Source organism: Pontibacter ruber, assembly GCF_023630205.1.
Lineage (GTDB): Bacteria > Bacteroidota > Bacteroidia > Cytophagales > Hymenobacteraceae > Pontibacter > Pontibacter ruber.
In genome coordinates this window covers 1,164,661-1,189,431 of sequence record NZ_JALPRR010000001.1, presented here as the reverse complement: position 1 = coordinate 1,189,431, position 24,771 = coordinate 1,164,661, and the positions used below count along the sequence as shown (strand labels likewise).

Here is a 24,771-nt window from a genome sequence, read left to right as displayed (position 1 = left end):
TTGTATAACAAATGGCATTAATTAACAAGATTAGAGAAAAGTCTGGATGGGCTGTTGGCCTTATCGCCGCAGGACTTGGTTTATTTATAGTTGGAGGCGACTTGGTTGGCGGTAACTCAAAATTATTTGGGAACGATGCCACCATAGTTGGCGAAATAGCCGGCGAGGAAGTGGATTACCAGGAATTTGATGCGATATTCCAGCAGGTAAAGGCCAATTACGAGGGCCAGATTGGCCGTGCAGCCAACGAAGGCGAGCTGGCGATGGTACGTGAGCAGGCCTGGAACCAACTGATCTTTAAGATTGCCTTACAAAAAGAATACGATCGCCTTGGGCTGGAGGTAACAGAGGAAGAACTGGCAGACATGGTACAGGGTAACAACATTCACCCTTCCGTAAAGCAGGCTTTCACCAACCCACAAACAGGTGAGTTTGACCGCAACCAGGTAGTGCAGTACCTGCAGAACCTGGACCAGATGGGCCCGGAGGCGCGCCCAATGTGGACAAACTTTGAGCAGAGCCTTTTTGCCGACAGATTACAGGCAAAATATGCTAACCTGCTTGCCAAGTCGGTGTACGTTACCAACGCAGAAGCAAAAGACTATTACAACGCCCAGAATGCGTCAGCAAACCTGAAGCTGTTGTACGTGCCTTACTTCAGCATAGCAGACTCTGCGGTTAAGGTAACCGACGACCAGCTAAAAGACTACTACAACCGCAACAAAGAACTTTATAAGGTAGAGGAAGGCCGTTCCATCGAGTATGTAACCATACCGGTAAGCGCTTCAACCGAAGACAAAACATACATTGAGCAGGAAGTAAAAACGCTGACGCAGCAGTTTGCCCAGGCTACCAACGACTCTGCCTTTGTTAACACAAACTCTGATGTACCTTTTAACGGTACATACCTGACAGCCGGAGAGTTGCCGGAGCAGCTGCGCAACAGCCTGCCGCTCGAGAAGGGCAAAGTATACGGACCGTTTACTCAGGGCCAGACTCTGTCAGTTTTTAAGGTAGTTGACGCGAAAGAAGGTGCTGCCAGCACAGTAAGAGCAAGCCACATCCTGATCAAGCCGGAAAACGATACACCGGAAGCAAAAGCTGCTGCACTGGCAAAAGCGAACGACGTACTGGCACAGATTAAAAAAGGTGCTGATTTCGCTCAGATGGCTGCCCAGTACGGTACCGATGGTACTGCCTCTGTAGGTGGTGACCTGGGATACTTCTCAGAGGGCAAAATGGTGCCTGCTTTCGAGAAAGCTGTATTCGGAGCATCTTCAGTAGGCCTGCTGCCTAACCCTGTAGAAACAGAGTATGGTTACCACATCATCAAGATCACAGCTCCTAAAACAAAGCAAACCTATAAGATTGCAGCCGTGCAGCGTAACATCGAAGCTAGCGAAACAACCCGCGATGCCGCTTATGCTGTTGCTGATGAGCTTTCTGGTACAAGCGGTAGCTTAGAAGAGTTCAGATCAAATGTTGCAAAGAACAAATCGCTGGCCAAAGAGGAAGCTGCCAACATCGGTAAAAACAACATCCTGGTAAACAACCTGAACAATGCACGCGAACTGGTGCGTTGGGCTTATTCTAAAGATACTGAAATAGGCGACGTATCCCCTGTATTCGAGATCGAAGATCAGTTTGTGGTGGCAACGCTTACCGGCAGCCGTGAAAAAGGCTATGCCAAAGTAGAAGACATCAAGGAAGAACTGACTGCCGCTGTTCGCAACGAAGTGAAAGCAAAGCAGATTATTGCCAAACTTGAGAACGCAAAAGGCTCGCTCGACGAGATCGCTGCCAAGTATGGCCCTGATGCGCTGATCAGAACTGCAGATAATACATCTTTCGGATCTGGTATCATAGCAGGCGTTGGCGTTGAGCCGGTAGCTGTTGGCAAAGCCTTTGGTCTGAAGCCAGGCGGCCGCACAGGCGCTTTCGAAGGCCAGGGCGGTGTAGTTATGCTTGAACTGGTACAACTGAACAAAGCCCCTGAAACAAAAGACCTGGCTGCAGTAAAACAACAGCTGAGCACTGCACGCACTACCCGTGCCCAGTCTAACGCTTTCGAAGCCATCAAAGAGAAAGCGAACATAACAGACAACCGCGTGAAGTTCTTCTAATCACGTAATGTATAAAGTATAAACGACAAGAGCCGCTCCGAGAGAAGCGGCTCTTGTCGTTTATGGCCACTTGCAAACATAAAAGGTTATATTTATACTTTGTAAATAAAACAAGTATCAACTTTCGCCAGTACTTCGTTCTATAGTTTACATATGCCGGCAAAACTCCTCTTCTCTTTTGTATTGACGCTGCTGCTTTTGGTAGCCGCTCCTGTGGCCATGGCGCAGAACCAGGAACTGGAGCTGGCGCGGGAGTACCTGATGAAAGGCGACTACCAGAAAGCAGAAGGCATTTACAGCAAGCTCATAGACGAGCCACGATTATTTGCTGTGGTATACCCCGATTACCTGAAGACGCTGCTGGCCCAGCGCAACTACAAAGAGGCTGAAAAGCTGGTAAAGAAAACCATCAAACGCAATCCGGACATTTCTAACTATGCCATTGATCTGGGTATAGTATATGATGCGGCAGGCGATAAGGCAGCTGCCGAAAAGCACTTCGACAAGATCATTTCGCAAATGACAGCCGACCAAACGGTGGCTGTCGCCAGTGCCTTTATTCAGAACGAGCTTTTCGATTACGCTGAAAAAACCTACCTGCGCGGACGTGCGCTGAGCAAAAATCCGTACGAGTTTAACCGCCCGCTCATTGCTCTTTATACTTACCGGCAGAAGAACGAGAGCCTGGTAGGAGAGGCCCTGAACCTGCTGCAGGAAAACGAGCAGGAACTCCCATACGTGCAGAACATGCTTCAGAACAGCCTTCGTGACGAGAAAGCCTTTGATGCGCTGGAGAAAGAGCTGATCGTGCGCGTGCAGCAGCAGCCGGACAACCTTTCTTTTAACGAGTTGCTGATCTGGCTATACATACAGCGGCGCGACTTTTACAGTGCTTTGATGCAGGCCCGCTCTGTAGACAAGCGGACGCGCAGCGGGGGCACCCGCGTCATGGAGCTAGGCGCCATCAGCGCTAAGAACAAAGACTACCAGGGCGCTATCGAAGCTTTCGAATACATGGTAAAAGAATACCCGGGAGGGCCTTACTACCTGCTGGCCCGCCAGCGGCTGATCAATGCCCGCGAGGAACAGGTAGAGAATACGTTTCCGGTGGACCTGGCAAAGATACGCGCGCTGATAGCTGACTACGATGCCCTGCTGAAAGAAGTAGGACGTACCCCGCAAACGGTAGAAGCACTGCAGCACATGGCGGATCTGTATGCCTTCCACCTGGATGAAAAAGATAAAGCTATTGCCCTGCTGCAGGAAGCTATCAACATGCCGCGGGCTAACCCGGATATGGTGGCGGAAAGCAAACTGACGCTCGGAGATATTTACCTGTTGAAAGGAGAGCCCTGGGAGTCGACGCTGCTGTACTCGCAGGTGGAGAAATCGCATAAAGAGACACCCATTGGGCATGAGGCCAAGCTGCGTAATGCACGGCTTAATTATTACAAAGGTGATTTTGAGCTGGCACAGGCGCACCTGGATATCCTGAAGCTGGCTACCAGTCGCGAGATCGCCAACGATGCCATGGACCTGAGTCTGCTGATCACCGATAACACCGGGCTGGATACCTCTACAACAGCTATGAAAGAGTATGCCGCCATCGACCTGCTGATCTTCCAGAACAAGCTAGAGGAGGCACAGAAGAAGCTGGATGGCATGCTGCAGAAATACCCGGGCCACAGCCTTACAGACGAGATATATTTCCAGAAAGCCAGCATTTACGAGCGCACCGGTGATTTTCAGCAAGCTGTAGCTAGCCTGGAGAAAATCGTAGGCAACCCGCAGGTAGACATCCTGAGCGACGATGCCCTGTACAAAATGGCCTTTATTTACGAGGAGAACCTGAAAGACACCCAGAAAGCCCAGCAACTATACAACGAGCTGCTGGTAAAGCATCAGGGCAGCATTTATGTAGCAGAGGCACGCAAACGCTTCCGGAAGCTGCGCGGCGATGTGGCTAATTAATTGGCGCTAGTCGCCAAAGAAGATGAAGAGAATGAGCAGGAACAAGATGAAGAAACCATACATCACCATGTCCAGCGAATAATCTTTCCATTTCTCATAAAACTCTCTGAATCGTTTCATGCTTATTCCTGTTATGCTGGTACAAAAGTATAAAATTTTAGAGGAACGTCTAAGGCTGGGTGTGTGGTCTGGGCAGAAGTCCTAGAGAATTTAGCTACCTTTGCAATCAGTTAACAGTACTTGTAGTAGCGCATATGGAGAAACGGTGGGTATACAATGAAGAGGCATCGCCGGAGGTGATCAATGGTTTAGCCGAAAGCCTTAAAATAAGCCCGACACTGGCCAGCATTTTGTGCCAGCGCTCCATTTGTACCTACGAGGAAGCCAAAGCATTCTTCCGTCCCTTGCTAAGCGCTTTGCACGATCCCTTCCTGATGAAGGACATGGACAGGGCAGTAGATCGGCTAAGCGAAGCACTGCACAAATCAGAAAAAATACTGGTATATGGCGATTATGACGTGGATGGTACCACTTCGGTAGCGCTCATGTATAGTTTCCTTCGCCAGTACACTCACCAGATTGAGTACTACATCCCCGACAGGTACAAGGAAGGCTACGGCGTTTCAACACAAGGTATAGACTATGCTGCCGAGCACGGGTTCAGCCTTATCATAAGCCTCGACTGTGGCATCAAATCAGCGGATAAGGTAGCCTATGCCTCCCGTTTAGGTATAGATTTTATCATCTGCGACCACCACCTTCCCGATGAAGATGTTCCTCAGGCGGTAGCAGTACTCGACCCGAAGCGTATAGATTGCCCTTATCCATACAAAGAGCTCTCCGGCTGCGGCGTCGGCTTTAAACTGATCCAGGCCTTTTGTATGCAGCAGGGAATCCCTCAGGAAGAAGCCTATAAGCTGCTCGACCTGCTGGTAATAAGTATAGCTTCCGATATTGTGCCTATCACAGGCGAGAACCGCATTCTGGCACACTATGGTTTGCTGCACCTGAACGGTCCGCAACCCATGCGCCCGGGCCTGGATGCCCTGAAAGAGCTTGCCGGCCTCAAAGGGGATATGGATATCACCAGCATCGTGTTTGGTTTTGCGCCACGCATCAATGCGGCCGGACGTATGGGAGATGCCAAGCGTTCTGTTCGGATGCTGCTTGCCCAGACAAAGGAAGAAGCCTTTCAGGTTGCCGACATCATCAACGAATCGAACAAGGAACGCCGCGACAAAGACAGCAACATTACCAAAGAGGCGTTGCAGATGATCGAAGAAGACGAATTCGTGCGTGGCGCTAACTCAACGGTACTTTATAAGGAAAGCTGGCATAAAGGGGTGATCGGTATTGTAGCATCCCGCTGCATCGAGAAATACTACCGGCCTACCATCATTCTGACACACTCCAATGGCAAAGCATCAGGCTCGGCACGCTCGGTACACGGCTTTAACGTGCACAGCGCCATCGAAAGCTGCTCCGACCTGCTCGATCAGTTTGGGGGCCATATGTATGCTGCCGGCCTTACGCTTCCCGTAGAAAACGTCCCTGCCTTCCGGGAGCGCTTTGAGCAGTTTGTTTCCAGCACCATCACCAACGAGCAGAAAGTACCGCAGATTGAAATTGACGGGAAAATAAACCTGAACCAGATTACGCGCAATTTCTATAACATTGTGCGGCAGATGGAGCCATTTGGCCCGGGTAATATGCGGCCCGTGTTTGTTTCAGAGTGCGTGTACGACACCGGTTCTGTGCGGGTGGTAGGAGATTCTCACCTGAAGCTTCGCCTTACGCAAGACGGTTACTATAGCATTGATGCGATCGGTTTTGGCCTGAGCGACTATTATAACACCATATCCAAAGGCATTCCGTTTGACGTGTGTTATACGATAGAAGAAAACGTATACCGGGGCGTGATCACACTGCAGTTGCGGATCAAAGACATCCGGATAAAATAAAGAAAGGCTCCTTTAACGGGAGCCTTTCTTGTTTATAAAGTATGTTTGGTTCTACTGCAACGGTGGCATTTGCTCCTGCCATGGCAGTGCTGTATCGTCAGAAGCGGTAATCTCTGGCAGGCAAAGCTCGTGCAGCGTATCCCAGTCGCCGGCAAAGAAGTTCATGTCTACAGCCGCTGTTATTCCCGGTATTTTGCCACGGTCAGAATACTGCCAGAAAAGCCATTTGTCTGTCTGGTGTATTTCAGGCTCCACGGTGTTGTAACGGGCAATCCAGAAATGATAATCCTGGAAGTGGCCCTGCAGCCAGCGGCGGTAATAGCCCTGGTTCGTATAGATGATGGGCTTTACGCCATAATGTTCTGTGATAGCCTCCAGCCAGATACGGATGTTGCGGCGCATCTCGTCAGCACTTACACCTTTGTTGATCACTTCTACATCCAGCACCGGAGGAAGGTCGCCGGGCTCCAGCCGTACATTACTTTTAAAGATATCGATCTGGCCTTGTATAGGGGCTGCAGGAATAAAAAAGTGATAGGCTCCGCGCTTGATACCTACACGCTTTGTTTCCTCCCAGTTCCGTGTAAAGTATGGGTCTAGTCTGTAGTCGTCCTGTGTTGCCTTTACAAAGGCAAAGGTTACATCGGCCTCTTTTACCAGTGGCCAGTCTACCTCTTTCTGCCACTTAGACACGTCAATGCCCTTTAAGCTGGAGGGGCTGAGCGTAGTTGCAGTGGCAGCAGCTGTTTTGTTTCCATTTTTGGTGTTCTCAGAAGAAGCTTCGGCAAACAAACCTGCTACTCCAACATAAAGTATCAGGCCACTATATGCCAGTTTATGAAAAGCAGAAACGAGTAAATTTACTACCATGTAAAGGGGGAATTGAATTGGTATTACAAACTATTAATTGAACGAGATAAAAACAAGTGGATGTTACAACTTTCCTAATAAATGTTTTTATAATTAAAATATGGCAAAGCTAATATTCAGAAGCAGTTACGTAATCTTGTAGCACATTAAAGGCAAGAAGGTACCAGATGGTTCCATACTTTGCAGGGCGCATCTATATTATGTAACTTTAACCCAATGAAACTTCGAGCAGAACATTTATTCAAGAAATATAAATCGCGCACCGTAGTGAATGACGTGAGCGTGGAAGTGAACCAGGGAGAAATTGTGGGGTTGCTGGGGCCGAATGGTGCGGGTAAAACTACTTCTTTCTACATGATTGTTGGGCTTGTAAAGCCCAACAGTGGCCATATCTACCTCGATTCGGAAGACATTACAGACCTGCCTATGTACCAGCGAGCCAAGCGGGGAGTGGGTTACCTGGCGCAGGAAGCTTCTGTGTTCCGCCAACTGACGGTGGAAGAAAACATTATGGCCGTGCTGGAAATGACGGATAAGACCAAGCAGGAACAGCACGACAAGGTGGAAGAGCTTCTGGAGGAGTTTTCATTAACGCACGTGCGCAAAAACAAAGGCATCGTACTTTCCGGTGGCGAGCGCCGGCGTACGGAAATTGCCCGCGCACTGGCTGTAGACCCTAAATTCGTTCTGCTGGATGAGCCTTTTGCCGGCGTAGACCCCATTGCGGTAGAGGAGATCCAAAGTATAGTTGCCAAGCTTAAAAATAAAAACATTGGCATCCTTATTACCGACCACAACGTAAACGAAACCCTTTCCATTACCGACCGCGCCTATCTGCTTTTCGAAGGCAAGATCCTGAAAGCTGGTACTGCCGAAGAACTGGCCGCCGACGAACAAGTACGCCGCGTATACCTGGGCAAGCACTTCGAGCTGAAGCGGAAAATCTGATCAGTTAGCATTTATCAGTAAACAGTAATCAATTGCACAACTTTATGCTGTCTGTTCCGATAGGTATAGCTTATCAAGATTTGGTATGGACAGCAACAATCTTTATAAAAAATGTTATGCTTTTGCTATTAGGATCGTAAAGGCACATCAGCATCTGAGTACAGGAAAAAGAGAATTTACACTATCGAAGCAACTTTTACGTAGTGGTACCTCTATTGGAGCTAATGTGGCAGAAGCAAATGGAGGAATCTCTGTTGCGGATTTCTCATCAAAAATTTCATTAGCCTATAAAGAGAGTTTGGAAACAAAATATTGGCTAAGTTTATTGAAAGATACTGGTTACCTGGAGGCACCTATTGCCGAAAGTATGTTAGTAGATGCCGATGAACTCAGTAAGATTTTATTTTCTATATTGAAGTCTACAAGGATCAGCTCTAAAAACGCCGGAAAGTAGGCAAAAAATCTGTTTACTGTTTATTGTTAACTGTTAACTGCAAGAGTGGAGATTATTAATTCAATCGTGACGTGGGTCATGAAGAAGCGGATCCATGATATTGATCTGTTTCGCAAGTACCCGCATGAGGTGCAGGCCGAGCTGTTTCAGAACCTGATCAGCACAGCTAAAAACACGGAGTGGGGCAGGAAGTATGGCTATGCCGATATCACCACCATGGCGCAGTTCCAGGAGCGGGTGCCTGTTTCCACATACGAAGGTTTGTACCCATACATCGAGCGGGTGATGAAAGGCGAGCAGAACCTGCTTTGGCCAAGTAAGATCGAGTGGTTCGCCAAATCGTCGGGTACAACCAATGCCCGCAGCAAGTATATTCCGGTAAGCCCTGAGGCACTGGAAGAATGCCATTACAAAGGGGGCAAAGACATGCTCTCCATCTACGTTAACCTCTACCCCGAAACCAAACTGTTTACAGGCAAAGGCTTGTCTATTGGCGGCAGTCATCGGCCTAATGAGTTTAACACCAAAACTTCCTGTGGAGACGTGTCTGCTGTGATCATGCAGAACCTGCCGATCTGGGCAGAAGCCATGCGTACACCACCCCTGAAGGTTGCCCTGATGGACAACTGGGAAGAGAAGATCGAAAAGATGGTAGAGCTGACGGTACAGGAGAACGTGACAAGTATGAGTGGCGTACCCACCTGGACCTATGTACTGCTGAAGCGCATTCTGGAAGTGACGGGCAAAAGCAACATTCTGGAAGTATGGCCAAATCTGGAGCTGTTCACGCACGGAGCCGTGGCTTTTGGTCCTTACCGCCAACTGTTCCGGGAGATCATCCCTTCCGATAAAATGAATTACCTGGAAGTATACAATGCTTCCGAAGGATTCTTTGGCATACAGGACCAGGCAGGCACCGAAGACGAGATGCTGCTGATGCTGGACTATGGGGTATACTACGAGTTTATACCGATGGATCAGTTTGAGGAAGAGAACCCGAAAACGCTGACTCTGGACCAGGTAGAGCTAGGCAAAAACTACGCACTGGTGATCTCGACAAATGCCGGTCTGTGGCGTTACAAGATTGGCGACACCGTGAAATTTACTTCCCTTGACCCCTACCGCATTAAAATATCCGGCCGCACAAAACACTTCATCAATGCTTTTGGCGAAGAAGTGATCGTTGAGAATGCAGAGGAAGCTATTACCAAAGCCTGCAATGCGACGGGCGCCATCATCACCAACTTCACGGCTGCTCCAGTGTACATGGAGAGCGGCAAGCGAGGCGGACACGAGTGGCTGATCGAGTTTGAGAAAGAGCCATCGAGCCTGCAGCGGTTCACGGAGGTGTTGGATACGACCCTGCGCGAGATCAACTCTGATTACGATGCCAAGCGCCAAAAAGACATTGCCCTACAGGAGCCGATTGTGCACGCCATGCCCCCGAACAGCTTCATGAACTGGCTGCGCCACAAAGGCAAGCTGGGTGGGCAAAACAAAGTGCCCCGCCTCTCCAACTCCCGCGAGTACCTGGAGGAGATCATGGAGGTGAATGGAGTTCGGGGGATCTGAGTCCCGAGTTCCGAAATAATAGAGAGCATAAACTAAAAACCCCGGCAAGTATAAATTGCCGGGGCTTTTAGTTTTTATTATAGTTATACTTTAGAAGTACAACCCATTCATAATTTTTAATTTCTAATTCATAATTGGAGCAAAGCGACCTCTATTCCAGGAAGCTGCTCATAAAGCCACCTTCTTTGTTGGCGTTTGCACCGGCAGGCATTAGGGCTTCGATAAGCTTCTTCACCGGCATCGACTGCAGCCATACACGGCCTGTGCCACGCAGGGTAGCCAGGAACAAGCCTTCCCCGCCGAAGATCATCGACTTCAACCCGCCGGCTCGCTGCACGCTGAAATCTATACCAGGCTCGAAGGCAACCACACAGCCGGTATCTACGCGGAGGGTTTCGTTGTTCAGCTGCTTCTCTATTACGGTGCCACCGGCATGTATAAAGGCCAACCCGTCGCCGGAGAGCTTCTGAAGTATAAATCCTTCTCCCCCGAAAAATCCGGCACCCAGTTTCTGGTTAAAATGCAGTGCTACTTTTGTGCCCAGTGCTGCCGCCAGGAAAGCATCTTTCTGCACGATCAGGCTGTTGCCGCGTGCTTCCCGAAGATCAACCGGCAGAATAGTGCCCGGGTAAGGGGCCGAGAAAGCTACACGGCTTTTGCCATGCCCGTGGTGGGTAAAGTGCGTCATAAACAGCGACTCGCCCGTTAGCAGGCGGCTGCCCACGGAAGCCAGCTTTCCTAAAAAGCCCTGGTTTGGGTTGGAGCCATCACCCATTTTGGTCTGAAAGTCGATGCCTTCTTCCATGTATACCATTGCGCCGGCTTCGGCGATAACGGTTTCGTTGGGGTCAAGCTCTATTTCTAGCATCTGGATGTCGTTGCCAACAATTCTGTAGTCGATCTCGTGGGAGTTTCTCATAGTTGTGCGATGTAAAAGATTGTTTATAGTAGCAATATATAAAGTTTGCTACTCCTCTTCCTCATCCTTGCTTCGCTTTTTGCGCGCCTTTGGCAAATCCTCCTCATTCTCTTCATCCGACACAGAACTGGTGTTGCGCACAAAGTCTTCTTCTGTTTCTTCTACCTCCTGGCTTTCCTCTATATGGTACTCTTCCTCTTCCTCCCGTTTGGCACGCTCTGCAGCATCGCGCTTCAGCAGTTTCTTGTCTTCCACGTTGCGGTTCAGGAACTCGTTGATCTGGTCGATGTTGTAATTGGAGGTAATTTCGCCCTGCGGGTTTACTTTGATCTCAAAACCTTCCAGGTCTTTGTGCACGCGGCTTTTCTTTTTGCCCTTGCTCTCTTTTTTATTTTTAGCCATAGTGATATCAGGTTAATACTTCTGATTTATAAGGCTAAAAGAGTAAATAGTTGCGATAGCCGCCGGATAGTTGCATACCTGGCTGTTTTGTCTGTGGCTTCTGCTGGCCTTTTAGCAAGTATGAAAAACTAAAAAGGCCAACCTGAACGGCTGGCCTTTTTTATACTTTGAAGCTATCCTTTATACTTAGGCAGCTGCGTACTGGCTAAGCTTTTCGATAGCAGTTTCGATGCGGGTGATGGTTTCTTCACGGCCAATCACCTCGATGATGTGCATCAGGTCCGGGCCGGCTTCTGCGCCAGTAACTGCCAGGCGAAGCGCCTGCAGCACCTGTCCGATCTTCATGCCGTGGCGCTCCAGAATGCTCATCAGCAGTTCTTTCACAGTATCTGCATTGAAGTTTTCCAGCGTCGGCAGCTCGTTCTTGAAGTCCTCGAACACGGCTACTGCCTGGCTGTTCCACTTCTTAGATGCTACTTTTTCGCTGTACTCGGTTGGTGCAACAAAGAAGTAGGCCGCCTCACGCCAGAAATCCTGCGGGAAGCTTACGCGCTCCTTCATCAAGCCAGCAATTTTCTCAGCTTTTTCCGGAGAGCAGGAAATGTTATGCTCTTCCAGCGCCTTCAGCAGGTAGCCTGCCAGTTCGTGGTCTGGTTTAGCGCGCAGGTACTGCTCGTTGAACCAGCGTGCCTTCTGAATATCGAAACGTGTGCCTGACTTACCGATACGCTCAACCGAGAATTCCTCTGCCAGTTCGTCCATCGAGAATATCTCCTGCTGCGTGCCCGGGTTCCAGCCCAGGAAGGCCAGGAAGTTAACAAAAGCCTCTGGCAGGTAGCCGCTCTCACGGTAGCCTGAAGATATTTCGCCGGTGAAAGGGTCCTGCCAGCGCAGCGGGAATACCGGGAAGCCCAGCTTATCGCCATCGCGCTTGCTCAGCTTGCCGTTTCCGTCCGGCTTCAGGAGCAGCGGCAGGTGCGCAAACTGTGGCATGGTATCTTCCCAGCCCAGGTAGCGGTACAACAGCACGTGCAACGGGGCAGATGGCAACCACTCCTCACCACGGATCACGTGGGTGATCTCCATCAGGTGGTCGTCTACGATGTTAGCCAGGTGGTAGGTTGGCATACCATCAGACTTCATCAGTACTTTATCGTCGATGGAAGAAGAATGTACCATTACCCAGCCACGGATCAGGTCTTTCAGGCGGATTTCCTCTTTGCGCGGTACTTTCAGGCGGATTACGTAAGGCTCACCGCTTTCCAGTTTCTGCTTCACTTCATCTTCCGGCAAAGTGAGGGAGTTCTTCATGGTCATGCGCGTGATGGCGTTGTACTGTGGTGTTGCCACCTTAGCAGCCTTCAGACGTTCACGCATTTCTTCCAGTTCCTCCGCTGTATCAAAAGCATAGTAGGCATGGCCGCTCTCGATCAGCTGCAGGGCATACTGCATGTACATTGGCTTGCGCTCCGACTGGTGGTAAGGCGCATACGGACCACCATCCCATGGGCTTTCGTCCAGCTTGATGCCGCACCACTCCAGCGACTGGCGGATGTAGTCTTCGGCACCCGGCACAAAGCGGTTCTGGTCGGTATCCTCAATGCGTAAGATCATTTTACCGCCGGTTTTCTTGGCCAGCAGGTAGTTGTAAAGGGCTGTGCGCACACCGCCGATATGGAGAGGCCCGGTCGGGCTTGGGGCAAAGCGTACTCTAACTTCTCTTTCCATGTATTGTTATCTATTCAATGCTTTCTGAAACTGGTGCAAAGGTACAAAATAAAGTGGCGTTTCGGTAACTGTAGTACAGCCGTGTTGCGCTTCCTATACTTTGTTGCCTGGAACTGAGTTTGGAAAGGCTAAAATAAACATAACCAGCAGGTTCCGTATTGGTAATGTATAGTTATACTTGCTAGCGATGGTGCGAAAGCGATTACATAATATCTGGTGCCTGCTCAAGGAGACTTCTCTTGAGTTTGTAGACAATAACTCTTTTCAGAAAGGAGCTGCACTGGCATATTACACTATTTTCGCGCTGCCCCCCATGCTGATCATCATCATCAGTGCGGCCGGCTATTTCTTTGGCGAACAGGCTGTCAGGGGTGAGATTTATGATCAGATAAAGGGTGTGGTTGGTTCTGCAGGAGCCTTGGAGGTGCAGCAGATGGTGGAGAACGTTAAACGCTTTCATGCGCTTAACTTTGCGGCTATCATCGGTGTGGTCACATTTTTTATAGCGGCCACGGGCGTTTTCGTTTCTTTGCAGGACTCGCTCAACGAAGTATGGCAGGTGCGGCCCAAGCCAAAGTATGGCTACTTAAAGCTGCTGCTGGACCGTGCCCTGTCATTTGGCATCATACTCTTTATTGCTGTTCTGCTGCTTGTTTCGCTGCTCGCCAATACTGTTTTAATCATGGTTGGTGATTTCCTGAAGGCGCATCTGGAGGGTTGGATCTTGTACGTGCTGCACCTGGCTGACTTTTTATCGTCGCTGGTGATCATCACGTTTATGTTTGCCTGCATCTATAAATTTTTGCCGGACGCCAAGATCATGTGGCGCGACGTGTCGGTAGGAGCACTGGTAACAGCACTGCTCTTTACGCTTACTAACAGGTTAATTGTCTTATACCTGGGTAGCAGCGACTTAGGGACAGTCTATGGTGCTGCAGGCTCGGTAGTGGTTATACTTTCCTGGGTGTTTTTCACCTCACAAATCGTTTTCTTTGGAGCTGTGTTCACGTTTGTGTACTCGCGCAAGTATGGCTTTAACATATATCCGGCAGAGTATGCGGTGCGGGTGATACGCGAAGAGGTGGAGGTTGGCGCATCTCCAGTTAATGCAGAGCCGGGCAAACATGCCAAGGAAGTTTATGGAGAAGAGGAAGTAAAGGCGCCAGTTCCGGAGGAAGACAAATCGGCCGGCGAGAATATTTGATAGAATTACGAATTATTGCCCCTAAGTATAATCAACGAAGATATAAGGAAGTATAAAGCCTGCTCTTATTGGGGAGCAGGCTTTATACTTTGTTTTTATTTAGCGGCGATGCAGGAGATCTCTACGTTCACGTCTTTTGGCAGGCGGCTCACTTCCACCGTTTCGCGTGCAGGCGGGTTGCTGGTAAAATAGCTGCCATAGGTTTCGTTGATGCGGCCAAAGTTATTCAGGTCTTTCACGAAGATGGTGCACTTGAGCACGTTGCTGAAATCCATGCCGGCTTCCTCAAGTATGGCCTGCAGGTTCTTCATCACCTGGTGTGTTTCATTTTCTATGCTGTCGTTGATCAGGTTGCCGCTTTGTGGGCCCAGCGCAATCTGGCCTGAAGCATACAAAATGCCGTTAGCCATTGTTGCCTGGCTGTAAGGCCCGATAGGGGCTGGAGCATTAGGAGAGTTGATAATGGTATGTGCCATAAACAGATTTGTTTAAATGTGTATCTTTACCACCAAAAGTACAGAAATATGCACATAGTTGTTTTATCCGGCCCCGAAATGGCGGCAGAGTTCCGGCTGAAGTTTCCGGAAGGACAAGGCGCAAACCGCTTCACGTTTCTGCATAGCCAAAGCCTGAGCGATTGCCAGCTGGAACCGACGGATGTGGTATTTGATTTCTTGCTGCATGAGCAGCCGGAGCGGATAAGTTATTATGCACCCGGGCAGATTGTTTTCTGTAATGCTGCTACAGTGCAGCTGGCAGCGCTTGCAAAGCAGGCCGAGTTGGAGCAGCTCTGTACCTTGATTGGCGTAAACGGATTACCGTCTTTGTTCAACCGCCCGATGCTTGAGGTAAGCCTGCTACAGCCCTCTGATGAAGGAAAGCTCCGCGAGGTATGTGAGCAATTAGGTACAGAGTATTTGATAGTAGCTGACCGGGTAGGGATGGTGACGCCGCGTATCCTGTGCATGATCATAAACGAGGCCTGTTATACGCTGCAGGAAAAAACTGCCGGTATCGCAGACATTGATCTTGGCATGAAGCTGGGTACCAACTATCCAAAAGGGCCTTTTGAGTGGGCAAACCAGATCGGTATCGTCAATGTATACCGGCTGCTCGAGGCGGTTTATGAAGATACGAAAGAAGAACGTTATAAGATCTGTCCGCTGCTGAAGACCAAGTACCTCCGCGGGGAGCAGTTCGAAGTATAAACGAATAATGCACTTTTGCTAAAGTATAAAAGGGCCGACTACACTTATGTAACCGGCCCTTTCTCTTTATAGCTTATCTGACTTTAAGTAGAATATGCTGCTAAAAACAGAAAAGGAAGCGTTAACGGCTTCCTTTTCTGTTGATTTATATTTTATACTTACTATTCCACGGTTACAGACTTAGCCAGGTTTCGTGGCTGATCTACGTTACAGCCGCGCATTACGGCGATGTGGTAAGAAAGTAACTGCAACGGAATTACAGAAAGCAACGGCGTCAGGTGCTCGCATGTTTCCGGGATCTCGATCACGTAATCTGCCATGGCCGGGATAGTTGTATCGCCTTCAGTAACGATCGCGATAACCTTGCCTTTGCGGGCACGCACCTCCTGCACATTCGATACGATCTTCTCATAAGAGCTGTCTTTTGTGGCAATTACCACAACCGGCATGTTCTCATCGATCAGCGCAATTGGTCCGTGCTTCATTTCTGCTGCCGGATAGCCTTCTGCGTGGATGTAAGAGATCTCTTTTAGCTTCAGAGCGCCTTCCAGAGCAACCGGGAAGTTATAACCACGGCCCAGGTATAGGAAGTTGGTCGCGTTTTTGAAGATGTCAGAGATGTTCTGTATCTGCTTGTCTAACTGGAGTGCCTGCTCCACTTTTGACGGAATGTTCTCCATTTCCACCATCAGCTGGCGCAACTTGGTTGTCTCCAGTGTTCCGCGCTTGCTACCCAAAATCATGGCAATAAGTGTAAGCACGGTTACCTGTGCGGTAAACGCTTTGGTGCTTGCTACCCCGATCTCAGGGCCGGCATGCGTATAGGCACCGGCGTCTGTTGCGCGCGCAATAGAAGAGCCCACCACGTTACAGATACCAAAAATAGTAGCACCTTTCGACTTGGCCAGCTCAATTGCCGCCAGTGTATCGGCTGTCTCTCCGGACTGGGAAATGGCAAGCACAATATCACGTTCGCTGATGATTGGGTTGCGGTAACGGAACTCTGAAGCATATTCTACTTCTACCGGTATGCGTGCCAGATCCTCGATCAGGTATTCTGCCACCAAGCCAGCGTGCCACGAGGTACCGCAGGCAACGATGATGATGCGTTCCGCATTCACGAACTTGTTCTCATACTCACGTAGGCCGCCCATCATCAGGTGACCGTTTTCTGCGATCAAGCGTCCACGCATGCTGTCTAAGATTGAGCGTGGCTGCTCGAATATTTCCTTCAGCATGAAGTGCTCGTAGCCGCCTTTCTCAATAGACTCGAGTGCCATTTCAAGACGCTGGATGTAAGGCGTCTGCTTAACGTCCTCTTTCGTACGGATCTCCATCTCGCCATCTTTGATCACCACGATTTCGTAGTCGTTCACATACACCACGTCGCTGGTATATTCAATGATAGGGGTAGCGTCTGAAGCCAGGAAGAACTCGCCTTCTCCAACACCAACTACCAAAGGGCTTCCTTTTCTGGCAGCTACCAGCTGATTCGGATCTTCTTTCGACAGAACAACAATAGCATAAGCGCCTACTACTTCATGCAGTGCCAAACGAACAGCTTCTGCCAATGAACAGTGGCTGTTTGTCCGGATGTCTTCGATCAGGTTAATGAAAACCTCAGAATCAGTTTCGCTTTGGAACGTATGTCCTTTGCTGATCAGGAGGGTTTTCAGGGCTGCGTAGTTCTCGATGATGCCGTTATGGATAATGGCGATGCTACCGGAGGTAGAGTAATGCGGGTGCGCGTTAACGTCGTTCGGCTCGCCGTGAGTGGCCCAACGGGTATGGCCCATACCAATATGGCCATGTACATCTTGATCTGCTATAAACGCCTCAAGCTCTGCTACTTTGCCCTTCTTCTTGTATACGTTGAGGCCACCGTTCATCAGCGCAATGCCGGCACTGTCATAACCTCTGTACTCCAGGCGCTTCAGGCCTTTCAACACAATTGGGCATGCGTCCCTATGCCCTACGTAAGCTACAATTCCACACATAGTTCGTTTTACTTTATAATGGTATTAAGGTATAAAAAGGTGTATCTTCTATAAAGTAGAATAGGTACCTTTAGGGGTACCTATTTTTGTATTAAGACGTTTTAACTTTTACTTTATTTTTGAATAATAAAGCAGAAGCTTCACACGGTTTGCGTCTGTATTGCTAAAGATAGCACGATAAGACCGTGGCTCCGTCTGTATCTGGCGGGTGCCGTTCTGGGCACTCGATACTACAGCAGGTGCTAGCAAGAGTCCGTCGTTTGGTTTCTTGTCCAGCAGCATGGCCTGTACATACGAGGTGATGTTAACGCTATAGTAATCCTTCTTCGCATCCTTCGTTACAACAACAGGAATTTGGGTGGTATTCATTGTGGAGGCTCCCTCTTGCTGAACAGACAACGGTACACCAGTGTTATTTTTCAGTATACGGTTCGAATTATTCGTCTGGTACAGCACCATTTGTGGTGGTGTAGGCAGGTTGTTGCTGGTAGAAGAGCCTTTTACCGGCAAGATTAACTCAGCGCGGTTCACGATAATGTTTGTACCGTTTTGCTCTTTTAGCTTGTTCAGGTACGGGAACGTAAGTTTGGTAAGCAGTTGCGTAGTAGCCTGTACATAGCTGTCGCCGCCTGTTTGGCTCGATGGTATATACATGCCTTTGGTAAGCTCTGCTACCGAAGTGCCGGTGCGGTCAGCTTTCACCAAGGTAGAGTTACGTACGTTGCTTCCGTCAAATGTAAACACATGCTTCTGTACCTTCTGCTCCGCTCCTGATCTGTAGGTCAACGTAATTTTGGTAGAGTCTGAAGCCAGGTTAAGGCCGATAAGACTACCCGTAGAACCTTCCGAGGCTACAATCGCCAGGCCATTCAGCAGGTTTATAAAGTTTTGCTGCGTCTTCAGCGGGTCTTTTCCGGACTGGGCAATCAGCTCATTGGCAAGCGCTTGCCCAAGGTTTATTTTAACCAGTCTGGTGCGCGTTACCGTTACGTCTTTGCCGTCCTTATCTTTCTCAACTACCTTTTCTCTGAGCGGGCGGAAAGTCTGAGTACCAAGGGGCGTGCTTTCGTAGGCAAGCTCGGTGTTGGTAAAGTATGATTTCTTGTCGTCATATTTTTCGGTAAGCCTGTGCGCACTTACCGTCATGTCCTGAAGCGTGTCGCCATACTTAAAGCCGTAGTCCAGGGTAAGCTCCAGCGATTGAGCAACCGGGTTTTCGCCGAAGTTAAGGTTAGACCCACCCAGACCTACTTCTGTGAACGTGGTAGCAGAAACAGTGCCTAATACCGGGTCTGCATACCTGCCTACCTCGGCCACCGACTGGTTGAACGACAGAATGGAGTCATTCAGCAGCACAGTGCCTGTATTTACAGTAAGTGTATCGGTATAATCAGTGCCTATCTGGTTTTTGTCCTGTAGTTCTAATCCTATGTCACTAGGGTCGTCGCAGGCTGTAAGGGCAGCAAATGAAAAGAAGAAAAGGAATAATCTTCTAGCGGCTAAGTTCATTATATAGATTGTAGTATGAATCTAAAAGGTTGTCGTCGGCGCTGATCGTGCTGATGCTCTTGGTCGGCATGAACTCGTTGAACAGGGCGCTGATGTTTTCACTGAAGTTCTCGTTCGTTTTGATTACAGAATCGGCATACTCCATACCTATTTTAATGAAGCTGTCGATGTCGGCAGACTCCAGATTGGTCAGCATGCTATCTTCTATATCCAACATTTTTACTTTTTCCATCAGGTCGCTGCCGAACTTATGCTTGTATTCGTGGTTATAAACCGTGAACATAGACTTGGCATCCTTGAAGATCGGGTCTTTCTTGTAAGTTGTCTTCAGGTACATCGGGATCAGGCCTGTCATCCAGTCGTTGCAATGTACAATATCTGGCTGCCAGCCAAGTTTCTTCACTGTCTCCAGCACGCCTTTGCAGAAGAAGATAGCCCGCTCGTCGTTGTCCTGGTGGAAATTGTTGTTTTTGTCAACGAAAACGGATTTTCTGTGGAAATAGTCTTCGTTATCAATAAAATATACTTGTAATTTGGCATTGGGAATAGAAGCCACCTTGATTACCAGGGGTTTCTCGTCGTCTCCAACGGCAATGTTGATGCCCGAAAGGCGAACCACCTCATGCAAACGGTTCTTACGCTCGTTGATAAGCCCGAATCTTGGAACGAAAATGCGGATTTCCATACCGCGCTCCTGCATCCCTTGCGGCAATGTATTAAGAAATTCTGCTACTTTCGTGGTTTGTAAGAAAGGAAGGATCTCGGTGGCGGCGTATAAGATTCGCAATTTAGACATGGTATGAAATTAAAAAATTAAAAGGCAACAGTATTGGGACGTGCAAAATTAGCAATTTTTATTCTAATTTTCAATTTTATCTTCTATAACTTACTTTTGCCGGCCTTTAACAAGAGTATCATACAACAACACACATGCAAGTTATAGAGCAGGCCAGCGTTATGCGGCAAACAGTGCAGGCGCTGCGTTGCGCCGGAAAACGAATCGGGTTTGTGCCTACCATGGGCGCCCTGCACGAGGGACACCTGCAATTGCTGCGCGCTTCTATAAAGGAGAACGATGTTACCATCTGCAGCATTTTCGTAAATCCGACACAATTCAACAATCCGGAAGATTTCAGGCTCTACCCCCGCACCTTACAAGACGATACAAAGCTGCTGCAGTCAGTCGGCTGCGACTACCTGTTTGCACCTGAAGTTTCGGAGATATACCCAAAACAGACGTTGCTGCGGTTTAGTTTCGGAGAGCTGGAAGAGGTAATGGAAGGCGCGCAGCGACCGGGGCACTTCAATGGCGTGGCAACCATCCTGAGCAAATTCTTTCACATGGTGCAGCCTCATAAGGCATATTTTGGGCAAAAGGACCTGCAGCAGGTAGCTGTAGTGCGGCAGTTGGTACGAGGCCTCAGCTTTGACCTGGAGCTGGTGTGCCATCCAACGGTTCGTGAGGAGAATGGGCTGGCCATGTCATCGCGGAACAGGCGCCTGACAGCCGAGCAGCGCCAGCTGGCAACCAGCTTGTACAAAGCCTTGCAATTAGCCGGTTCCCAACTTAAAAGCAAGCCGCTGGCAAGTATAAAAGAAGAGGTGGCAACCTACCTGCAAGGAGTAGAGCAGGTGCAGCTGGAGTACTTTGAAATAGCAGATCCGGAAACCCTGCAAACATTGCACGACCTGTCTCAGGTAGAGGAAGCGGCACTTTGCATTGCTGCCTTTGTAGGGGAGGTGCGCCTGATCGACAACATACTGGTGAATCTAAAGGAAGTATAAGTTGTTTGTTCTTTAGAAAGCAGGGGTAGGCGCTGCCAAGATGTTGATAGTTAATCTGCAGCTTATTGCCTAACTTTGCCGCGTTATTACAAAAACACATCATGCAGATTGAGGTTTTAAAATCAAAGATCCACCGTTGTAAGGTTACACAGGCAGAACTGCATTACGTAGGCAGTATCACCATTGATGAAGACCTGATGGATGCCGCCAACATCGTGGAGAATGAGAAAGTGACGATCGTAAACATCAACAACGGCGAACGCTTCGAGACTTATGTGATCAAGGGAGAGCGCGGTACCGGTACTGTTTGCCTGAATGGTCCTGCCGCCCGTAAGGTGCAGGTAGGTGATATTGTAATTGTTATTTCCTACTGCTCTATCCAATTCGAAGACGCCCGTAACCACAAGCCTACGCTCGTTTTCCCTGACCAGCACAACCGCCTGGTATAACGCACTGCATGAAAAAGCTGCTCTCTTTTCTAAGGTATGTATTGCTCTTCGGCGTATCCGCTTTCCTGATGTGGTATGCCCTGAAGGAGCTCGACTTTGAGAAGATGTGGGCAGAGCTGAAAAATGCCGATTATTTCTGGGTGTTCATTTCCCTGCTGATGGGTATGGCAGCATTCGGCAGCAGAGCCTACCGGTGGCAGATGCAGATTAAACCTACCGGCTACAGCCCTACACTTGCCAACACCTACCATGCTACCATGATAGGCTACCTGGCCAACCTGGTGCTGCCACGCATGGGAGAGGTGGTCCGATGCAGCGTGCTACGACGCACAGACGGCCTGCCGGTAAATACAGGTTTTGGTACCGTTATCGCAGAGCGCTTCATTGACATGATCATGCTGCTGCTGTTTATGGGACTCACGCTGCTGGTAGAGGTAAGCCGCATCAGTGATTTTTTTCTTGGGCTTCTTGCCGATAAGTACAATAACTTAGAACAAAACCTCGGCTCCCTGTACTGGGTGATCGTGCTGGGCTTAGCGGCTTTTGTTGCCACGCTTGTTTTAGGCGTGCTATACCTGAAGCGGTTGCGTAAGAATACATACTTCCAGCGTCTGGTTGCCTTTGTAAGAGGAATGCTGGAGGGAATATTCAGTATTGCACGGATTGAAAACCAGGCTACGTTCTGGATGCACACCCTGTTTGTCTGGGTCATGTATTACGGCATGAGCGTCGTGGTTTTCTATGCATTACCCGGCACATCGCACCTTTCCCTCTCCGCCGGCCTGGCCGTTTTTGTAATCGGAAGCCTGGGGATGGCAGCTCCTGTGCAAGGCGGAATAGGAGTATACCACCTGTTGGTGCAGACTGCTTTGCTGTTATATGGGGTGCCAAAAGAAGCAGGTATGGCCTATGCTCTGCTGGCGCATACTTCACAAACTCTTTTGGTTGTTTTACTGGGAGTGCTTAGTTTTATAGCAACCATGCTGCAGCGTACCAAAGCGCCTGCACCGGTTACGGATGCTTTAGCAACAACCCATGAATACGAGCGATAAGATCTATACTCTTCCGCAACTGCAAGCCAGGCTACAGGAATGGCGAAACCAGGGGCAAAAGGTTGTTTTTACCAACGGCTGCTTCGATCTGTTACACCTCGGTCACGTCGATTACCTCGAAAAAGCCAGACAAAATGGCGATAAACTGGTGGTCGGTCTCAACACAGACGCCTCCATCAGTCGTATAAAAGGCCCAAGCCGCCCGCTTCAGGACGAAATGTCACGTGCGCGTGTAATGGCATCCTTATTGTTTGTGGATGCAGTAGTGCTCTTCGACAGCGATACGCCGCTGCAGCTTATTGAGGCCCTACAGCCCGATGTGCTTGTAAAAGGAGACGATTATACGGTCGAGCAGATTGTAGGGCACGAAGTAGTGTTAGCCAGAGGAGGGCAAGTCAAAACAGTTCCGCTCGTAAAAGGTTACTCTACTAGTAATATCGTAAAGAAGATTGAGAATCAACTTAAAGAAGAATAAAGTATAGCTATGGCTGGTATTTATTTAATAGGTATAATTTTTATGCTGTTAAGCGTAGCGGTTAGCTGGCGCTTAAAAAGCAAGTTTCAAAAGTATTCACAGATTCCGTTGCAGTCCGGGCACACAGGCAAAGAGATAGCCGAGATGATGCTGGCAGACAATGGTATTTATGATGTGAAAGTGATTTCGGTAGCCGGTCGCCTGACCGACCACTACAACCCGGCTGATAAGACCGTTAACCTGAGCGAGTACGTGTACGAGGCAAGAAGCGCCGCCGCCGCTGCTGTTGCTGCTCACGAATGTGGCCACGCTGTGCAGCATGCCAAAGCATACAATTTCCTTAAGTTCCGTTCTGCCATGGTACCGGCCCTTAGCATTGCATCGCGCTACATGCAGTGGATCATCCTGATTGGTATCCTGATGCTACAGACAACACCAATTCCGTTAACGATCGGAGTTGCACTGTTTGCACTTACCACCATCTTCAGTTTTATAACACTGCCCGTAGAGTTTGACGCCAGCAAGCGCGCCCTGGCCTGGATCCAGAATAACAACATCGTAACACAGCAGGAATATGCCATGTCGAAAGATGCGCTGAAATGGGCTGCCCTTACTTACGTGGTGGCCGCACTGGGCTCTCTGGCAACGTTGCTTTACTACGTTTCGCTGTTAATGGGACGCCGTGAGTAGTACTAAGACAAACTTCTTATTCTGCCAATAGTTTGCGCCACCTGTTCTTCATGTGCAGGTGGCGCTTTTTATATGGCATAATCCTGATTTGTACTTTTATACTTTTTTGGTCAATCGCTATAATAGAATAGTATAATTATGGCAAAAGAGGTAACAATTATTACTATTACCAGTTGAATAAATAGTAGTGAATTTCATAGTTTTGTGCCCGAATAACCTTAATTAATTGCATCATATACTTACATAAGCATGAATTTTCAACTTACAGAAGAACATTTGGCAGTACAGGCTGCCGCGCGTGAATTTGCACAGGCCGAACTGTTGCCAGGCGTAATAGAGCGTGACGAGCATCAGAAGTTTCCGGCTGAGCAGATCAAGAAGATGGGTGAGCTCGGGTTTTTGGGTATGATGGTGGATCCGAAGTATGGCGGCGGCGGTATGGATACCATATCCTATGTGCTGGCCATGGAGGAGATCTCTAAAGTAGACGCCTCTGCTTCTGTTGTCATGTCGGTGAACAACTCGCTGGTGTGCTGGGGACTGGAGAAGTATGGAACAGAAGAGCAAAAGCAGAAATACCTGACACGTCTGGCAACAGGTGAGATCATCGGTGCTTTTTGCTTGTCGGAGCCGGAAGCGGGTTCAGACGCTACTTCGCAGCGTACTACTGCTGAAGACAAAGGCGATTACTACCTGCTGAACGGTACCAAGAACTGGATCACGAACGGTAGCACCGCATCGGTATACCTTGTTATTGCACAGACAGACGTAGCCAAAGGACACCGCGGCATCAACGCCCTGATTGTGGAGCGTGGCATGGAAGGTTTCGCGATAGGACCGAAAGAAAACAAACTGGGCATCCGTGGTTCTGATACGCACTCCCTGATGTTTACAGACGTGAAGGTACCAAAGGAAAACCGCATTGGCGAAGATGGTTTCGGCTTTAAGTTCGCCATGTCTACGCTGGCTGGTGGCCGTATCGGTATTGCCTCGCAGGCTTTGGGTATTGCGTCCGGTGCATACGAACTGGCAGTGAAATACTCTAAAGAGCGCAAGGCTTTTGGTGTGGAGATCGCGAAGCACCAGGCAATCCAGTTCAAACTGGCGGATATGGCGACTAACATTGAGGCTGCCCGCCTGCTCTGCCTGCAGGCAGCTTATGACAAAGACACGCACGCTGACTATGGTAAGTCTGGCGCAATGGCAAAACTTTTTGCATCAAAAGTGGCGATGGATACTACTATAGAAGCCGTACAGGTGCACGGTGGTTATGGTTTCGTGAAAGAATACCATGTGGAGCGTTTGATGCGCGATGCAAAAATCACACAAATTTACGAAGGTACCTCTGAGATACAGAAAATAGTAATTTCGAGAGAACTACTCAAGTAAATTAAACCTTAACTGCCTGTTCCTGTGTTGTTTAAGCCAAGAATAGTCTTTATTGAATTAAAATT

At 49.0% G+C, this 24,771-nt stretch carries 22 protein-coding genes; 14 read left to right on the top strand and 8 right to left on the bottom strand.

Annotation, left to right across the window (positions count from 1 at the left end; all coding sequences use genetic code 11):
• Positions 1 to 11 precede the first annotated feature (11 nt).
• From MJ611_RS05315 to recJ, 3 genes are all read left to right on the top strand, one after another.
• Positions 12 to 2,123 carry a peptidylprolyl isomerase gene (locus MJ611_RS05315; RefSeq protein WP_250428467.1) on the top strand — a complete coding sequence of 704 codons (2,112 nt, stop codon included), beginning with the start codon at positions 12 to 14 and terminating at the stop codon, positions 2,121 to 2,123.
• Between the two features lie 153 nt (positions 2,124 to 2,276).
• Positions 2,277 to 4,094: a tetratricopeptide repeat protein gene (locus tag MJ611_RS05310; RefSeq protein WP_250428466.1), complete on the top strand. Its 1,818-nt coding sequence runs from the start codon at positions 2,277 to 2,279 to the stop codon at positions 4,092 to 4,094.
• Positions 4,095 to 4,348: 254 nt separating this feature from the next.
• The gene (gene recJ, locus MJ611_RS05305) at positions 4,349 to 6,055 is read left to right on the top strand and encodes a single-stranded-DNA-specific exonuclease RecJ (protein WP_250428465.1); all 1,707 of its coding nucleotides are present in this window, start codon (positions 4,349 to 4,351) and stop codon (positions 6,053 to 6,055) included.
• 51 nt (positions 6,056 to 6,106) lie between these two features.
• Here recJ and MJ611_RS05300 read toward each other — a convergent pair whose 3' ends face one another.
• Entirely contained in the window at positions 6,107 to 6,925 is an 819-nt protein-coding gene (locus tag MJ611_RS05300; protein WP_250428464.1) for a glycoside hydrolase family 25 protein, read from the bottom strand.
• 216 nt (positions 6,926 to 7,141) lie between these two features.
• Between MJ611_RS05300 and lptB the strand changes: the two genes are divergently transcribed.
• The 3 genes from lptB (at position 7,142) to MJ611_RS05285 (ending at position 9,899) form a co-directional block, all read left to right on the top strand.
• Positions 7,142 to 7,873 (top strand): LPS export ABC transporter ATP-binding protein, encoded by a 732-nt coding sequence (gene lptB / locus MJ611_RS05295; protein ID WP_250428463.1) that lies wholly within the window; start codon positions 7,142 to 7,144, stop codon positions 7,871 to 7,873.
• A gap of 85 nt (positions 7,874 to 7,958) precedes the next feature.
• Complete coding sequence (locus MJ611_RS05290; protein WP_250428462.1) at positions 7,959 to 8,327, top strand: four helix bundle protein; 369 nt, start codon at positions 7,959 to 7,961, stop codon at positions 8,325 to 8,327.
• Between the two features lie 78 nt (positions 8,328 to 8,405).
• A complete protein-coding gene (locus MJ611_RS05285; protein ID WP_250428461.1) occupies positions 8,406 to 9,899 on the top strand; it encodes a GH3 auxin-responsive promoter family protein in 1,494 nt (497 codons plus the stop codon).
• Positions 9,900 to 10,050: 151 nt separating this feature from the next.
• Here MJ611_RS05285 and MJ611_RS05280 read toward each other — a convergent pair whose 3' ends face one another.
• The 3 genes from MJ611_RS05280 to gltX all read right to left on the bottom strand — a co-directional run bounded on the left by MJ611_RS05280 (position 10,051) and on the right by gltX (position 12,948).
• Positions 10,051 to 10,818: a TIGR00266 family protein gene (locus MJ611_RS05280; protein ID WP_250428460.1), complete on the bottom strand. Its 768-nt coding sequence runs from the start codon at positions 10,816 to 10,818 to the stop codon at positions 10,051 to 10,053.
• Between the two features lie 48 nt (positions 10,819 to 10,866).
• Positions 10,867 to 11,220, bottom strand: coding sequence for a hypothetical protein (locus MJ611_RS05275; RefSeq protein ID WP_250428459.1), 354 nt, complete (start codon positions 11,218 to 11,220; stop codon positions 10,867 to 10,869).
• Positions 11,221 to 11,406: 186 nt separating this feature from the next.
• Positions 11,407 to 12,948 carry a glutamate--tRNA ligase gene (gene gltX / locus MJ611_RS05270; RefSeq protein WP_250428458.1) on the bottom strand — a complete coding sequence of 514 codons (1,542 nt, stop codon included), beginning with the start codon at positions 12,946 to 12,948 and terminating at the stop codon, positions 11,407 to 11,409.
• A gap of 187 nt (positions 12,949 to 13,135) precedes the next feature.
• Here gltX and MJ611_RS05265 point away from each other — a divergent pair, with 187 nt between their 5' ends.
• Positions 13,136 to 14,152 carry a YihY/virulence factor BrkB family protein gene (locus MJ611_RS05265; RefSeq protein ID WP_250428457.1) on the top strand — a complete coding sequence of 339 codons (1,017 nt, stop codon included), beginning with the start codon at positions 13,136 to 13,138 and terminating at the stop codon, positions 14,150 to 14,152.
• Between the two features lie 95 nt (positions 14,153 to 14,247).
• On the opposite strand, the gene MJ611_RS05260 is transcribed toward MJ611_RS05265, so the two are convergent.
• Complete coding sequence (locus tag MJ611_RS05260; protein WP_250428456.1) at positions 14,248 to 14,628, bottom strand: RidA family protein; 381 nt, start codon at positions 14,626 to 14,628, stop codon at positions 14,248 to 14,250.
• Between the two features lie 48 nt (positions 14,629 to 14,676).
• Between MJ611_RS05260 and MJ611_RS05255 the strand changes: the two genes are divergently transcribed.
• The gene (locus MJ611_RS05255; RefSeq protein WP_250428455.1) at positions 14,677 to 15,360 is read left to right on the top strand and encodes a 3-hydroxyacyl-CoA dehydrogenase family protein; all 684 of its coding nucleotides are present in this window, start codon (positions 14,677 to 14,679) and stop codon (positions 15,358 to 15,360) included.
• A gap of 161 nt (positions 15,361 to 15,521) precedes the next feature.
• Here the strand turns inward: MJ611_RS05255 and glmS are convergent, their stop codons facing one another.
• From glmS to MJ611_RS05240, 3 genes are all read right to left on the bottom strand, one after another.
• Positions 15,522 to 17,357: a glutamine--fructose-6-phosphate transaminase (isomerizing) gene (gene glmS / locus MJ611_RS05250; protein WP_250428454.1), complete on the bottom strand. Its 1,836-nt coding sequence runs from the start codon at positions 17,355 to 17,357 to the stop codon at positions 15,522 to 15,524.
• Positions 17,358 to 17,465: 108 nt separating this feature from the next.
• Positions 17,466 to 18,866 carry a DUF4270 family protein gene (locus MJ611_RS05245; protein WP_250428453.1) on the bottom strand — a complete coding sequence of 467 codons (1,401 nt, stop codon included), beginning with the start codon at positions 18,864 to 18,866 and terminating at the stop codon, positions 17,466 to 17,468.
• Complete coding sequence (locus MJ611_RS05240; RefSeq protein WP_250428452.1) at positions 18,850 to 19,662, bottom strand: glycogen/starch synthase; 813 nt, start codon at positions 19,660 to 19,662, stop codon at positions 18,850 to 18,852. Before MJ611_RS05240 ends, MJ611_RS05245 begins: the two co-directional genes overlap by 17 nt.
• Before the next feature lie 134 nt (positions 19,663 to 19,796).
• On the opposite strand from MJ611_RS05240, the gene panC reads away from it, so the two are divergent.
• The 6 genes from panC to MJ611_RS05210 all read left to right on the top strand — a co-directional run bounded on the left by panC (position 19,797) and on the right by MJ611_RS05210 (position 24,706).
• Positions 19,797 to 20,651 (top strand): pantoate--beta-alanine ligase, encoded by an 855-nt coding sequence (panC, locus tag MJ611_RS05235; RefSeq protein ID WP_250428451.1) that lies wholly within the window; start codon positions 19,797 to 19,799, stop codon positions 20,649 to 20,651.
• 101 nt (positions 20,652 to 20,752) lie between these two features.
• Entirely contained in the window at positions 20,753 to 21,100 is a 348-nt protein-coding gene (gene panD / locus MJ611_RS05230; RefSeq protein ID WP_250428450.1) for an aspartate 1-decarboxylase, read from the top strand.
• An 8-nt stretch (positions 21,101 to 21,108) separates the two neighbouring features.
• Positions 21,109 to 22,152, top strand: a complete 1,044-nt coding sequence (locus MJ611_RS05225) for a lysylphosphatidylglycerol synthase transmembrane domain-containing protein (protein WP_250428449.1) — start codon at positions 21,109 to 21,111, stop codon at positions 22,150 to 22,152.
• Complete coding sequence (gene rfaE2, locus MJ611_RS05220; protein ID WP_250428448.1) at positions 22,136 to 22,627, top strand: D-glycero-beta-D-manno-heptose 1-phosphate adenylyltransferase; 492 nt, start codon at positions 22,136 to 22,138, stop codon at positions 22,625 to 22,627. Before MJ611_RS05225 ends, rfaE2 begins: the two co-directional genes overlap by 17 nt.
• A 9-nt stretch (positions 22,628 to 22,636) precedes the next feature.
• On the top strand, positions 22,637 to 23,317 hold the full coding sequence (locus MJ611_RS05215) for a zinc metallopeptidase (protein WP_250428447.1): 681 nt from the start codon (positions 22,637 to 22,639) through the stop codon (positions 23,315 to 23,317).
• Positions 23,318 to 23,566: 249 nt separating this feature from the next.
• Positions 23,567 to 24,706: an acyl-CoA dehydrogenase gene (locus tag MJ611_RS05210; RefSeq protein ID WP_250428446.1), complete on the top strand. Its 1,140-nt coding sequence runs from the start codon at positions 23,567 to 23,569 to the stop codon at positions 24,704 to 24,706.
• Positions 24,707 to 24,771 lie beyond the last annotated feature (65 nt).

What these genes read in the sequence shown, in the direction of transcription:
- recJ (WP_250428465.1), top strand. Translation starts at nt 4,349, where the DNA reads ATGGAGAAACGGTGGGTATACAATGAAGAGGCATCGCCGGAGGTGATC.
- MJ611_RS05260 (WP_250428456.1), bottom strand. Translation starts at nt 14,628, where the DNA reads ATGGCACATACCATTATCAACTCTCCTAATGCTCCAGCCCCTATCGGG.
- MJ611_RS05210 (WP_250428446.1), top strand. Translation starts at nt 23,567, where the DNA reads ATGAATTTTCAACTTACAGAAGAACATTTGGCAGTACAGGCTGCCGCG.
- glmS (WP_250428454.1), bottom strand. Translation starts at nt 17,357, where the DNA reads ATGTGTGGAATTGTAGCTTACGTAGGGCATAGGGACGCATGCCCAATT.
- MJ611_RS05245 (WP_250428453.1), bottom strand. Translation starts at nt 18,866, where the DNA reads ATGAACTTAGCCGCTAGAAGATTATTCCTTTTCTTCTTTTCATTTGCT.
- rfaE2 (WP_250428448.1), top strand. Translation starts at nt 22,136, where the DNA reads ATGAATACGAGCGATAAGATCTATACTCTTCCGCAACTGCAAGCCAGG.
- MJ611_RS05290 (WP_250428462.1), top strand. Translation starts at nt 7,959, where the DNA reads ATGGACAGCAACAATCTTTATAAAAAATGTTATGCTTTTGCTATTAGG.
- MJ611_RS05315 (WP_250428467.1), top strand. Translation starts at nt 12, where the DNA reads ATGGCATTAATTAACAAGATTAGAGAAAAGTCTGGATGGGCTGTTGGC.
- MJ611_RS05265 (WP_250428457.1), top strand. Translation starts at nt 13,136, where the DNA reads ATGGTGCGAAAGCGATTACATAATATCTGGTGCCTGCTCAAGGAGACT.
- MJ611_RS05310 (WP_250428466.1), top strand. Translation starts at nt 2,277, where the DNA reads ATGCCGGCAAAACTCCTCTTCTCTTTTGTATTGACGCTGCTGCTTTTG.
- MJ611_RS05285 (WP_250428461.1), top strand. Translation starts at nt 8,406, where the DNA reads ATGAAGAAGCGGATCCATGATATTGATCTGTTTCGCAAGTACCCGCAT.
- lptB (WP_250428463.1), top strand. Translation starts at nt 7,142, where the DNA reads ATGAAACTTCGAGCAGAACATTTATTCAAGAAATATAAATCGCGCACC.
- gltX (WP_250428458.1), bottom strand. Translation starts at nt 12,948, where the DNA reads ATGGAAAGAGAAGTTAGAGTACGCTTTGCCCCAAGCCCGACCGGGCCT.
- panC (WP_250428451.1), top strand. Translation starts at nt 19,797, where the DNA reads ATGCAAGTTATAGAGCAGGCCAGCGTTATGCGGCAAACAGTGCAGGCG.
- MJ611_RS05225 (WP_250428449.1), top strand. Translation starts at nt 21,109, where the DNA reads ATGAAAAAGCTGCTCTCTTTTCTAAGGTATGTATTGCTCTTCGGCGTA.
- MJ611_RS05240 (WP_250428452.1), bottom strand. Translation starts at nt 19,662, where the DNA reads ATGTCTAAATTGCGAATCTTATACGCCGCCACCGAGATCCTTCCTTTC.
- MJ611_RS05300 (WP_250428464.1), bottom strand. Translation starts at nt 6,925, where the DNA reads ATGGTAGTAAATTTACTCGTTTCTGCTTTTCATAAACTGGCATATAGT.
- MJ611_RS05215 (WP_250428447.1), top strand. Translation starts at nt 22,637, where the DNA reads ATGGCTGGTATTTATTTAATAGGTATAATTTTTATGCTGTTAAGCGTA.
- MJ611_RS05280 (WP_250428460.1), bottom strand. Translation starts at nt 10,818, where the DNA reads ATGAGAAACTCCCACGAGATCGACTACAGAATTGTTGGCAACGACATC.
- MJ611_RS05255 (WP_250428455.1), top strand. Translation starts at nt 14,677, where the DNA reads ATGCACATAGTTGTTTTATCCGGCCCCGAAATGGCGGCAGAGTTCCGG.
- MJ611_RS05275 (WP_250428459.1), bottom strand. Translation starts at nt 11,220, where the DNA reads ATGGCTAAAAATAAAAAAGAGAGCAAGGGCAAAAAGAAAAGCCGCGTG.
- panD (WP_250428450.1), top strand. Translation starts at nt 20,753, where the DNA reads ATGCAGATTGAGGTTTTAAAATCAAAGATCCACCGTTGTAAGGTTACA.